Annotated in this window: 11 protein-coding genes; 4 read left to right on the top strand and 7 right to left on the bottom strand. The window is 41.3% G+C overall.

Going from position 1 to position 13236, the window contains the following annotated elements:
* Positions 1-33 precede the first annotated feature (33 nt).
* From Q0R88_RS10690 to Q0R88_RS10715, 6 genes are all read right to left on the bottom strand, one after another.
* Complete coding sequence (locus tag Q0R88_RS10690; protein ID WP_295715906.1) at positions 34-1272, bottom strand: PP2C family protein-serine/threonine phosphatase; 1239 nt, start codon at positions 1270-1272, stop codon at positions 34-36.
* A 38-nt stretch (positions 1273-1310) separates the two neighbouring features.
* Positions 1311-2510: an ABC transporter permease gene (locus tag Q0R88_RS10695; RefSeq protein ID WP_295715907.1), complete on the bottom strand. Its 1200-nt coding sequence runs from the start codon at positions 2508-2510 to the stop codon at positions 1311-1313.
* Positions 2511-2601: 91 nt separating this feature from the next.
* Complete coding sequence (locus Q0R88_RS10700) at positions 2602-3732, bottom strand: glycosyltransferase (protein WP_295715908.1); 1131 nt, start codon at positions 3730-3732, stop codon at positions 2602-2604.
* Positions 3716-4690, bottom strand: coding sequence for a lysylphosphatidylglycerol synthase domain-containing protein (locus Q0R88_RS10705; RefSeq protein ID WP_295715909.1), 975 nt, complete (start codon positions 4688-4690; stop codon positions 3716-3718). Before Q0R88_RS10705 ends, Q0R88_RS10700 begins: the two co-directional genes overlap by 17 nt.
* An 81-nt stretch (positions 4691-4771) precedes the next feature.
* Positions 4772-5617 (bottom strand): dienelactone hydrolase family protein, encoded by an 846-nt coding sequence (locus Q0R88_RS10710; RefSeq protein WP_295715910.1) that lies wholly within the window; start codon positions 5615-5617, stop codon positions 4772-4774.
* Positions 5618-5908: 291 nt separating this feature from the next.
* On the bottom strand, positions 5909-7492 hold the full coding sequence (locus Q0R88_RS10715; protein WP_295715911.1) for an alpha-amylase family glycosyl hydrolase: 1584 nt from the start codon (positions 7490-7492) through the stop codon (positions 5909-5911).
* A gap of 281 nt (positions 7493-7773) precedes the next feature.
* On the opposite strand from Q0R88_RS10715, the gene Q0R88_RS10720 reads away from it, so the two are divergent.
* From Q0R88_RS10720 to Q0R88_RS10730, 3 genes are all read left to right on the top strand, one after another.
* On the top strand, positions 7774-8892 hold the full coding sequence (locus tag Q0R88_RS10720) for an alcohol dehydrogenase catalytic domain-containing protein (protein ID WP_295715912.1): 1119 nt from the start codon (positions 7774-7776) through the stop codon (positions 8890-8892).
* Between the two features lie 4 nt (positions 8893-8896).
* Positions 8897-9694: an alpha/beta hydrolase-fold protein gene (locus Q0R88_RS10725; RefSeq protein WP_295715913.1), complete on the top strand. Its 798-nt coding sequence runs from the start codon at positions 8897-8899 to the stop codon at positions 9692-9694.
* Between the two features lie 255 nt (positions 9695-9949).
* Positions 9950-10495, top strand: coding sequence for a 3-oxoacyl-ACP synthase (locus tag Q0R88_RS10730; protein ID WP_295715914.1), 546 nt, complete (start codon positions 9950-9952; stop codon positions 10493-10495).
* 3 nt (positions 10496-10498) lie between these two features.
* Here the strand turns inward: Q0R88_RS10730 and Q0R88_RS10735 are convergent, their stop codons facing one another.
* A complete protein-coding gene (locus Q0R88_RS10735) occupies positions 10499-12418 on the bottom strand; it encodes an ATP-binding protein (protein ID WP_295715915.1) in 1920 nt (639 codons plus the stop codon).
* 311 nt (positions 12419-12729) lie between these two features.
* Between Q0R88_RS10735 and Q0R88_RS10740 the strand changes: the two genes are divergently transcribed.
* On the top strand, positions 12730-13125 hold the full coding sequence (locus tag Q0R88_RS10740) for an RNA-binding protein (RefSeq protein ID WP_295715916.1): 396 nt from the start codon (positions 12730-12732) through the stop codon (positions 13123-13125).
* The last annotated feature ends 111 nt before the right edge of the window (positions 13126-13236 follow it).

Below are 13236 nucleotides of genomic sequence, written 5' to 3' on the forward strand. Positions count from 1 at the left end.
CAATTCGAAAAAATTAGCGGGAATTGGGGTGTATTAAAAGATTCTTAAAGTAAGCAGGGTAATATCATCTATGGGCTTGCTTTTGTGTACAAGGTTTAAATGATCTAAAAGGGCGTCATTAAAATTATCTGGTGTGAGGCTGCCATGGGATTTTACAAAATCAAGCAGTTTATCCTCGTTCCAAACCTTGTTGGTGGTTGATTCAAAGTCCATCAACCCATCGGTGTAGTTTACAATAAGGCTGCCAGGCTCTATATCAATTTCGCCCTCATTTAAAAAGGGGAGTTCTTCAAAAACGCCTATCATGGTGGTGCCCAGTTTTAGTGGTATGGCGCCTCCATCGGAGTAGAGTATGGTAGGGTTGTGGCCCGCGTTGATATAATTAAGTTTGCGTTTCTTTTGGTTATAACGGGCCAAAAAAAGTGTTATAAAACGCTCGCCTTTGGTGTTGTTGAGTACTATTTTATTCAGGCGATCGATGATGTTGGTCAGGTCGTCTTCCACCGCTGCCCAGGCATGCAGGCTGGCCTGGAAATTGGCCATCAGCAGCGCTGCCGAAATCCCTTTACCAGATACATCGGCAATACACCACAGAAACTCGTTTTCATTAAGGCGGATAAAATCAAAATAATCGCCGCCAATGTTTTGATGCGGCAGGTATTTTGCCCCAACTTCCACATCAGCATCCTTATGGATTTTTAGTGGGATAAGCATGTTTTGTACCTCAACGGCAAGCTCCATTTCGCGCTGAAAACGTTCTGATTGCAGGCGTTCGCGAAACAGTTTTTTATTCTCCAGGGCCACAATGATCACATTCATCAGGGTTTGAATGAAGTTAAGATCGTTGCCCAGCATCTCGCCCGATGTGTTAAAATCGCCGATAAGCGCGTAAGCTAAGGCCTTGCTTTTATGGTATATCGGGATAAAGTAATTGTACTTGCGCAGGGTATGGTCTTCATGATCAGCTATTGCTATAGGCGATTTTACCTTGCTTAATTTATTGCAGGCCTTGCTCAAAATCATCGACGATTCTATATCGCCGCCGTATTTGGAGATGCATACAAACTTATTTTCCTTTTCAATAAGAAAACGCAGCTTGCCCACCTGCAGGTAATTTTGCAGGATAACCTCAAGCATTTGAATGAGTATCGGGGTGGCAGTATTCTTATTAATGGCCCTGGTAATCTCCAATAAGGAATTTAATTCTGATTGTCGCTTCAGCAACAGCCTGATTAATTCGTCTTCGCCAGAACTATCGTCTATATATTGCATCTGTTTTTAGTACGCTGACTAAAATAGAAAAAATATTTTCAAATGCGTGTACTTTGTGATTTTATATCGAAGGCATCGCGTAAACCAACCGTAACCAGGTTAAACGCGTACACCAGCAGCATGATAGCAATGCCGGGAATGATGGCCAGGTAAGCCGAGTCCATTACAATATAACCGTAATGTTCTTTAATCATGCCGCCCCAGGTAGGCATAGGCGGTTGCGCGCCAAAACCAAGGAAACTTAAACCGGCCTCAAGTAATATGGCCGATGCAAAATTGGATGACGCCAGTACCAGTATAGGGCCGGTAATATTGGGTAAAATATGTTTGCTGATAATACGGGCATTGTTAAAACCCAGGGCACGGGCGGCCTCAATGTACTCCACCTGTTTAAGGCTCATCACCTGCCCGCGTACCAGCCGAGCTACCTCAACCCACATGGATAGGCCAACCGCTATAAATATTTGCCACAGCCCTTTGCCAAGGGCAAAAGATATGGCTATAACCAGCAGCAAAGCCGGTAACGACCATAATATGTTCATTACCCAGCTAAGCGCGGCATCTATCCAGCCGCCAAAGTAGCCGGCTATTGCGCCTATGGTTACCCCTAATAACATACTAATGATAACCGACATAAGCCCAACAGCCAGCGAAATGCGGGTACCCAGTAGCAGCCGGCTCAACATATCGCGGCCATAAATATCAGTACCCAGCCAAAAGGTTTTGGTGATTAATTGTTCGCTTTTAATTTTATCGGCAAAGTGCTGGTAGATCTCGGCTGTTTTTTTTGAGGAGATAGCAGGGTTTAGCAGTACCATGCCGTAATGATAGCGGGGTTTAATCCCATTCACTACTTCAAAAATGTTATACGCCTTTTTATCAGGCTTGTCCTCATCGCCAATATATTCATTTACGTGGATGGAATCCTGCTTAAAATAATACCCGGTAATAGGGATCTCCCTGTAAAATGACGATTGCCCAAAAAACATCCTGCTAAAGAAACCCACAGTATCAACCTGTTCGCTTTTGCGTATACGCAGCATGGTAAACCGGGCTCCCGGCTTTTTGATGCTCAGCTGTATAGTCATGTTATTGGCATGCGGAGTTTGATCTGGCAATACAAGATAACCTAATATGGCTATCAGCAACGTAGTTGCGATAAAAGCAAGCCCGCCCATGGCAATTTTATTACGCTTAAAGGCGATCCACGTTTGTTTTGAGGGGGTAAGCTGGGCCAATAGTTAATAGTTCCTTTTGGCTAAATATCGTTTAATTAGGTACAATAAGCAATTAGCTTTGTACAAATTACATTGATATTAAAAATGATCCCTATTTTACCTCGCGGCCTTTCCATTGGTACTTTTTATTGCTGCCTACCAGGCCCATCATAATAAGGTAAATTACATGTGCAGGTATGGTTATAATAAGCAGGCTTACCAGGTATCCGCGTTTAAAAAAGTTAGTAACCGGCAGCAGGTAAATAGCTTCAAACAGGTATTTTAATAAAAACTGGGTCAGGAAAAGTTTAAAGAAATATACATCATAAAAACCCAGGCAGGCGTTTAGTAATATGGATACATTAAAAAGCCAGAAACACATGCCAATAGCCACTATTTTTTTATCCTTATACTTTGTAAATTTTGAGGCCCAGCGCTTCCTCTGCTGCAAAAACTCCTTTAGGTTGGGCTTTGCGTGGGTATAAACAATAGCATCGGTTTGTTTTAAAAAGCCAATTTTACCGGGGTAACGCACCGCTACTTTTTGCAGCAGTAATTCGTCATCGCCAGATGCTACATCATCAATCCCGGTAAAGCCACCAACATCATTAAAAACATCTTTACGGTAGGCCAAATTGGCACCATTGCAGGTAGATGCCCGGCCATTGCCAATAAATGCCGCACCTATACCTATAAGAAAAGAAAACTCCAGGGTTTGCATCAGCTCAAATACTGATTTCTCTTCAAAAAAAGTTACCGGGGCTGAAACCATTACCAGGTTCTGGCTTTGATAGTAATTTACTATAGTTGATAACCATTTGCTACCCATGCGGCAATCAGCATCGGTAGCCACCATTAAATCGCCAGATGATCGTCTAATGGCTTCTGTTATCGCCTTTTTTTTATAGGAGTTAAGCGGCTTATCCTCGTTCAGTTTCATCAAGGTTATCCCCTGGTCTGCATAGCTGGCGATAATTGCAGCAGTATCATCAGTGGAATGATCATCCACAATAATAACCTCTAGCAGGTGTTTTGGATATTCCTGTGCTAAAATATCTTCAATAGTTAAATGTATCCGCTCTGCCTCATTACGTGCGGCAATAAGTATGGTAACCTTTGTGTTAAAATCGGCAATTGTAAAGGGAATTACCTTAATATCAAACCATCCTTTAATTAAATAAATAACAAGTAACAGATATAAGCCTGTTAATAATAACGAAATTATACTAAGCGTTGCGATCAAAGAATTTGAGTTTAAATACAAATAAAGAGCCTAAAATAGCAGGAATAAATAAATTTATGAGCCATATAGAAGATACACCGGCTATTATGGCAAATTTTTGATCGGTGATATAAACAAAGAGGTGCGATGCAGTAAAGCCACGTACACCAATATCAAAAAGATCAAGAGATGGTACAATGGAGGATATTAAAAAAAATAGCATCAACATCATAATCATAGAAAAAACCGGTATCTGCGGTATCAGCATCTGGAATACCAAATAATACTGCAATGAGAATGTAGCATACCGGGCCACGCTAAACCCCATTGTTTTAATAAGCTCATGGGTTTTATATTGCCCCATGATTGCAAAAAAGCGGTGATATTTTTTTACCAGGGGGATACTATCAAACAGGCTAACCACCCAATTGATATGGAAATAGATGATGAGTTGCAATGTTGCTAAAACAGCACCCAAAGCCATTACACCTATAAGCAACCAGGAATAATCATGTATATAACGGCATATAAACCAGATGATGGAAACCGCGCCTAAAACATTGGTTACGGTGCCCTGGCTAAATGAGCCAACGCTCATGGCAAAAATACCGGGAATGCGCTTTCGATTGGGTAAAAACATTACCCGGCCACCATATTCGCCTAACCTGTTTGGTGTTGTTACCGCCCAGGTAAGACCGCAAAAAACGGCTTCCACCGCTTCCCAAAGAGTTATATCAATAAGTGTTTTGGTAACATAGCGCCATTTTAAAGCCTCCAGAAACCAGTTAACAAACATGAGCATTACCACAAAAAACATGGTGATAATTACCCGGGTGATACTTAAATGTGATGCTAAAAGCTCAAAGGCTTTTAAGTCGTTGTTTTTTTTGGAAAACTGCCTGTAGATAAACAATGCAGCTACAATTAATATACCGGCCTTAAGTAAATAGGAAACTATTTTTTTGGTAGAACTAGTCAAACAGATAAAAATTTATGCAATGTTACGAAAAATGGGGCGAGGTTTAACCCGCCCCATATAACACAGCATAAATACTTTTGTTTATTTCAATCTCGCTTTTAAAAATGAAATGGTATTGGCATAAGCATCCCGGGTGGCCTCGCTGTTATAAGCGGGGCTGCTTGGGTTTGCAAAAGCATGATCGGCATCATATTGGTGCAGGTACAGCTTTTTGCCTGCTGCTTTCATATCATCATTAAATTTGGCAACAACTTTAGGGTTTATCCATTGATCTTTATTGGCAAAGTTGCCCAGTACATCGGCATTTAAAGTTTTTAATCGCGCTATGTTTTGCTCGGGCATGCCATAGTACATTACGCTGCCTGCCAGTTTTTTACCCGCTAATAAGCCGGTTTGCAAGCTCCAGCCACCGCCAAAACACCAGCCTATTGTGGCAATGTGCGCGCCTGCGCCGGTATATGCTATGGCACCGTTAATAATGGCTTTGGCCCTGTCTTCATTTACGGCCTGCATAAATTTACCTGCATCCTGCGGGGTAGTGGCAATTTTGCCATCGTAAAGGTCAAGGTCAATAACGTTCACGTTGCCCAGGTCGTTGTATATCTTTTCAGATTCGCGTTTAACAAAATCATTTAATCCCCACCACTCGTGAATTACCAGGATGTAATTTTTACTTGGTGTTTTAGCTTTTAGCAGGTAGGCCGTTGATTCTTTGCCATCGGGTGTTTTATAGGTAATATTTGTGCCGATGCTGCTTTGAAAGCGGATGGGCAATGGCTTTAAATGCGCCATTTTAAATTTGGAATCGGATGCCAGCATGGCAAATCGTTGTGTTGCCGATGGGTTACTGCAGCAAACCACTTTGCGCTGTGCAAATGCACCGCTGCAAAAAATGAAGAGTAGGGTAAAAAGAGTAAGTTTTTTCATGGTGGATATTTTGTTAATAACAAATACGTTGATGAATTAATTTGCGTTGCCTTAAACTTGGCCGGTATTAGCAGGAGGGTGTCCATGTTTTTTGATGGAGATCCTCCTCCTCAAAATTACTGTTTAATATACCTTTTCCAATACAATTTTATGCTGCAATTAGCGGAGGGCAGGTCAGGGGAATCGCGTTTTAAATTTATAGCGGCTTATCCATCAGTCTGAGGGAGTTCAAAGTTAAAATTCGGCATGACGTTGTGTTTTTTTTAAGCGATTTCCCTGGGGGCAGGTTCTTTATTCAACCGTCCAGGCACTAATTCCGTATGCAGCTAAATTTACAGCAAGTTTGCCATCGATAATATGAGTAGCCTCTTTCCCGATAAAACTACTTGTCTTTTTTCCTTGTAATCCAGCCGCTTCCACAGTTGCCGCCTGTTGCTTATCTGATAAATTAACAATCACTATAACTGCCTTATCCCCATCCTGTCGGATAAATGAAAACACCTGGTCGTTATTATTAATGAGGGTTTTGTACGTTCCGTTAACTATAGTCGAATTGGATTTGCGCAGGCGGATGATCTCCTTATAATAATTAAAAAGCGAATTGGGATCTTTTCTTTCCTCTTCAAGGGATATGCCATCGTTGGGTTTATCATCATTAAACTGATCTTTATACGGGCCGGTTTGCTTATACCAGTAAGCCATGCCTTTGCCTTTACCTGTTGCATACCATTCAAATGCCTGCCTGTCGGGGATTTCATTGGCATCGGTGGCTCCGAAATTGGCGCTGGTGCCTGTCATGCCTAATTCCTGTCCGTAGTAAATAGATGGTATGCCGCCCATGAGCAGGTTAAGTGCGCAGCCTACTTTTAGTTTGGCTATATCACCTTTAACAGCGGTACTAAAACGGGGGATATCATGGTTTTCAATAAATACCACCTGTTGTTTGCCTGCAGGGTTCATGGCGAGGGTTGAATCGGCGTTGGCTAATAAAAGATCCTTCCTGAACGAGCGGATGGCGAAAGCGAGTCTTAAACCAAACACGCGGTCAACGCCGCCTTTGTCCAGGTAGTCCAGCCCCAAACTAAACCAGTCGGCCTGCTCGGCAACTACTTTTATTTTAGGGTTAATGGCTCTTAGTTTACTTAATAAAGGGTTCCAGAAAGTATCAAATAAATGCGGCATTGTGCCTTTGTTATCCAGGTTATCCATCATATGGTCCAGCCTGAAACCATCTACACCATCATCAAACTTACCATCCTTATTTGGGTCGACCCAGTAGCTGAACAATTTTAAATTATACTCCTTTGATTTTTCGCTGTTTAAATTGGCGGTGGTGATTTTGCGGGTTACGCCGTCATAACCTTTTAGTTCGGTTAAGTTATATACAATGGTTGATGGTTTTTTATTCTCTTTGTCGTCCCATATAATATAATCGGTGTACTCGGATTTTGGGTTGCCGAACGCATCCTTCCACCATTTGGAATCCTCGGTAACATATTGGGTTTCCATATCCATATAAAATTTCATACCCCTTTTGTGCAGTTCTTTAATTAGCGCCAGGTAATCGTTCAGGGTGCCATATTTAGGGTCGATCTTTTGAAAATCGATAGCAAAGTAATTATGGTAATAAATTGATTCATAAAGCGGTGTGCACAAAATGGAGGTTACCCCAAGCTCCTGCAGGTAATCAAGTTTCTGCCTGATTCCGTTCAAATCGCCGTGACTATCGCCATTGCTATCAAAAAAACTCCGCTGAAAAATATGGTATATGATCTCGTTGTTATTGCTCTGGGGTTTATTGCGCTTCAACCCGGCACTTGAGGATAGTGCAATGCAAAGCAGGCAGGCAATTGCAACAAGTTTTTTTATTTTCATGGAGTTATAATTGGCTGCCAAAACAACAGAAATAAGTACTAATATACAATGAATAAATAGTTTATTTAATAGCCTATCTTATCATTAAAAATAGCCTTTATTGCTATGTTTTTGCTTTTGGTAATAATATATGGATTATATACTCCACATATTCGCCAATTTTACTGTGTTTTGACGGCCATAGTAGTATTAATTTTGCATGTTAATACTTCCTTAATTATTTAGGCAATAAATTACGCGTAATAATAAAACCCTGAAACCTGCTATAACGATAATTCAACATGCCAATTACCTGCAAAGCTGCCATTACGAATGGCGACGGAAGTTTTACTATTGAAGATATTGAAGTTCATGACCCGCAGGCCGATGAAGTATTGGTAAAAATAATGGCCGCCGGCCTTTGCCATACTGATCACGACTCGCTGAGCTGGGGTAAGCAGCTCATTATAGGACATGAAGGTGCCGGTGTTGTTATTAAAACCGGCAGTAAAGTTACAGGCTTAGCGCCCGGCGATAAAGTGATATTAAACTGGGCCATGCATTGCGGCCATTGTTTTCAATGTTTAGCAGGTAATCAACACCTTTGCGAAGTGGCTTCGCCGGTAGCGGCGGGTGGCAATGGTTATACGCCTGGTCATGCACATCCATCGGGCACCACACTAAACGGCTTACCGGTTTTGCGTTCCTTCAATATTGGTACCCTTGCGGGCTACACGCTGGTAAAAGCATCGGCGGTAGTAAAAAACGCGTCAACAAATATGTCATTCCAGGCGGCAAGTATCATTAGCTGCGGGGTGATGACTGGCTATGGCTCGGTGCTGAATGCGGCCAAAGTAAAAGTAGGGTCTTCGGTAGTGGTATTGGGCACCGGTGGGGTAGGGCTTAATGTGATCCAGGGCGCAAAAATAGCGGGAGCGGCGATGATCATCGCCATTGATATCAACCAAAATCGTTTAAATATGGCGGTTAAATTTGGAGCCACCCATACACTTTTGGCCTATAAAACGGATACCGGCCTGTTACAGGCAGCCCAAAAGGTAAAAACCATGACCCATAACCGGGGGGCCGATTATGCTTTTGAATGTACCGCCATCCCGGAGTTGGGCGCAGCCCCGCTGGCGATGGTGCGCAACGCCGGTACCGCTGTACAGGTAAGCGGTATAGAGCAGGATATCACCATTGATATGCGCTTTTTTGAATGGGATAAAATTTACATCAATCCACTATATGGCAAATGCCGCCCGCAGATAGATTTTCCTGACATTGTACAACATTACGAAGACGGGAACCTGATGCTGGAAGAAATGATTACACGTACCTATAAGATAAATGAACTCGATAAAGCTTTTGATGACATGCTGAAAGGCAGAAACGCCAAAGGAGTTATTGTTTTTGACTAAAAATATGCCATTTAGAACAACTGAGATATCTAACCCGCAGTTTGAAAATAATAATCTACGTTTTATAACGGTAAAAACTCCGAACCTTAAAGGGCGGGGCGATATATGTGTATACGTACCGCCGGGAACAAAATCAACCCATGCCTTGCCTATTGTAATACTGCTGCACGGTGTTTATGGCAGCGCCTGGAGTTGGGCCTACAGTGCCGGGGTGCACTTAACAGTGAATGAATTGATAAAAAAAGGTGAGCTGCCGCCTATGATATTGGCCATGCCATCAGACGGGCTTTGGGGTGATGGATCTGGTTTTTTGCCGCACAGTACCTGTAATTTCGAAAAATGGATAGCAGAGGATGTGCCAGCCGCTGTAAGGGAAAACATTGCGGGCGCTCAAAAGGATTCACCTTTATTTATTTCGGGCCTATCAATGGGTGGTTTTGGCGCATTGCGTATCGGTGCCAAATATGGGCGGCAGTTTAGGGCTATATCCGGAATGTCGTCAATTACCAGTCTGCCGCAGATTAAACTTTTTGTAGAGGAGCCTTTAAAATGCTATGTCCAGGATAATAAAATTGATGAAGATGTTTTTGCAACCTTTAAACATTACAGGGAACAATTGCCACCCCTGAGGTTTGATTGTGGTGAAAGCGATCTGTTATTAACGTACAATCGTGATCTGCATAAAAAAATGGAGGAGGAGGGGATGCCGCATATTTACGAGGAATTTGGCGGAGGGCATGAGTGGTCATATTGGTCAAAACATGTAGTTAAAAGCTTAAAATTTTTTGCCGGGCACCTTTAAAAAGAGAGATAAAATAATTGCAGCCACTTTGCAGGCGAATATCTATTGTTAATATAATTTCTTTATAATCAATTAATTAGATGTTTTTTCGTTTGGGAATATCATTTTTTTGTCAATTAGTCATGGCTGTTTATACAATTTTTACTATTTTGAACGTTTAACTACTTTGTAGGTTCTAACCTGCAAATAGTGATAAGGTTTAGGTTTAAAGTCCCCAAGCAGCGAGTGCAAGGGGACTTTTATTTTTTAAGGAAGATGCCTGGTGAAACAGCTCATGTATCAGGTAAACCCATCAATTATTGCTTTATTTGCAGCTTACAAAAATATCCGGCACCTGTTAATACACAAATGAGCGATTTGAAAAAGGAATTATATGATTTGTGTGTCGCCCATGTACGCAGAAGCATGGATGCTGCCGAGCTGGCTATCCAGGAAGCCCAAAAAGCATCAAACGATGATACCAAAAGCAGTGCCGGTGATAAATACGAAACCGGACGCGCTATGATGCAGCAGGAAACCAACCGTAACCTGGCCCAGTTAAATGAAGCCAATAAACTTATGGTTGCCCTAAATCGCATCAGCACCAACGGCACATCTGCCATTGCCGAGTTAGGGAGTGTGATTATTACCAATAACGGAAATTTTTACCTGGCTATTAGTGCCGGTAGCCTGCCGCTTGCGGGTAAAACCTATTTCGCGGTTTCTCCGGGATCGCCGGTTGGCCTTAAACTTAATGGTAAAAAGAAGGGCGATAGCTTTACGCTGAATAGTAAATTATATGTTATTGAACTGGTAAGTTAAGCGTTATGCTTTTAGCAGGTATACAATAAATTCGGTGCCGTTGCCAACCTCACTTTTTATTTCTATCCTGCCTTTATTTACATCAACAAACTGCTTAACAAGGGCAAGACCAATCCCTGCACCGGCTTCTTTTTGAGTGCCATAGCCCGATATTTCTTTACCTACTACTTTAAAAAGCTTATCCATTTTTTCAGCCGGGATGCCAATACCAGAATCTTTTACGTGGATAGCGCGGTATGCTTCATCCTGGGTGTAATGTATAACTATAATGCCACCTTCGGGCGTAAATTTTATGGCATTGCCAACCAGGTTTTGGATGATGATCTTTAAATGATTTTGGTCTGCAATAACCATTTGATCGCCATTATGGATATGCTGAATATTAATGTGCTTTTTTTTTGCCAGGAAGCCGGATACCGAAAGTATCTCATCAACGACACCGGTAATATTTAAGCTGTTTTTTTCAATATTAATTCCTTTTTGCTGACTGTTTGCCCACACCAGCATATTATTTACCATATTATTTACCAGATTTACCTGTTTATAAAAATCATCAATCAATATTATTTGCTCGGCCTCGTCTATATCGCCCGAGCGGATGAGCTCAATAGTTTGCATGATGGAGGCGAAAGGGCTCCGCAGGTCATGGCTAATGACAGAAAATAAAAGATCTTTGGTATGATTAAGGTCGTCAAGTGCTTCCTTTTGCCTTGAAATCTCCAGGCTTTGTTGCTTTAACTCCTTGTTTAGCGCGGTTTTATGCAAATTACTTCTGCTGATGATTAAAAGAATCACAATCACGAAAATTGCGGCCAGGCCCACAATTATAATAATAAGTCTGTTGGTATTCAGTTTTTGTTTGTTTAGTTCATTTTCGCTTTCAAGGCGTACATTATCAGCCTGTTGTTGCTTTAAATGCAGGTAATTGAGTTCTTTTTCTTTGGTATCATTCAGCAGGCTGTCATTATATTTTTTATAAAGCGATTGATGGGTAAATGCATTGGTGTAATCATTTATAGCTGCATAACTATCTGAAAGTATTTTTAGCGCCCGTACCGCGTCATACCGGCTGTTTATTTCATTGGCCAGGATTAATCCCTTTTTTGCATTGCTGATGGATAGCGGGTATTGTTTTAATCCGTAATAAGCCTGCCCTAAACCCGAGTATGCAAAATCATTCTCCCATTTATCCTGGTAATGAGCGTTTAGTACTTTTTGGTAGTAAACAATGGCCTGGCTATAGTTTTTTAAATGGAAAAAGGTTTCGCCCATGCGGTTAAATGCCATAGATACAATGTGTTCATCATTTATCTGTTGGCCTATCTCTATGGTTTTATCCAAAAAATAGAAGGCTTTTTTGGGCGATTTTGCTTCATCATTACACAAGCCGATGTCGAAATACATCCGCGCCATTTTTGCTTTGTCATTTAAGTTGGTGAAACCGTTAAGCGCTTTTGTAAATTGGATAATAGCATCTTCTGTTTTATCCTGGGCCAAAAATATAAGCCCCATGATCTGGTAGGCGTTAGCTATGCCCAACTGATAATTCAAAGTATTACTAATTTTCATTAACCTGGAGGCTGCATCCAGCGATTGAAAATATGATCCCATCACATAATAAGCCATACCAATATTATTCCAGGAGGTAGCCTGGCCCGGTTTGTTTTTTTGCGTGAGAGCTAAAGTAAGGGCCTGCCGGGCAAAGTTTAAAGAGCTATCGGCACTATTGTACCGGTACGTTACCGATAGGTTGTTAAGTAATGTTATGTTGGCTGTATCGGTTTGGTAACTGCTTTTAAATCTGGCCTTTTGCCAGCTTTGCAGGAGTGATGGACTTGTTTGGGCAAAGCTTATAAAGCTAAAAAAAGTAAATAGCGATAGCAGGAAGGCTCGCCGAAAAATTTTATATGATGTTGTTTTCAAAGAAATGATAAGGCTAATTGCGTGAAAATATAAAAATTAATTAATTCACCTCCTTTAAAACAATAAATGGTATTGGTTTTATAAATTTATGATATTAATAAGCCCCTAATTAAAAAGTAACCTATATCATATTTTAATTTTATGTTAAAAAACAGGCCGTTTTAACCTAAAATCAATAAAAATTAACTTTTTTTGAAAATAAAACCTCTCATTCATGAAATGATGCAGTAATCATCAAATATCTATTACTATATTTGATGTTAACAAAACTGGGCAACTAAATAACCTTGCCTTTTATAAATTAAAGATTGATGAACATATTTGTAGGAAGCCTTCCTTTTCAATTAGAGGAAGCCGATTTAAAAGAGCTTTTTGAAGCGTACGGTGAAGTAAGCACTGTAAAAATTATTATTGACAGGGAATCTGGCAGAAGCAAAGGTTTCGGATTTGTTGAAATGTCTGATGATGAGGCTGCACAAACAGCAATCACTGCCTTAAATGGTTCAGAAGTAAAAGGCAGATCAATTGCAGTTAGCCAGGCTGAAGATAAAAAACCAAGTGATCGCAGAAGCGGTGGCGGCGGTGGTTATGGTGGCAACCGCGGCGGCGGTGGTGGCTATGGCGGCGGCGGCGGCGGTAACCGTGGCGGCGGTGGCGGCGGCTACTCAAAAGATAACAGAGGCGGCGGCGGCGGTAGCCGTTGGTAAATTATAATTAAAGTAAAACGCCGGGTAGTTTTACCTGGCGCTTTACTTTAAATGTGCTATCTACTTACGTTATTTTCGGAATTGATTTTGCGGGTTAGTTTTACCCGCCGT

It is taken from the genome of Mucilaginibacter sp., assembly GCF_025362475.1.
Lineage (GTDB): Bacteria > Bacteroidota > Bacteroidia > Sphingobacteriales > Sphingobacteriaceae > Mucilaginibacter.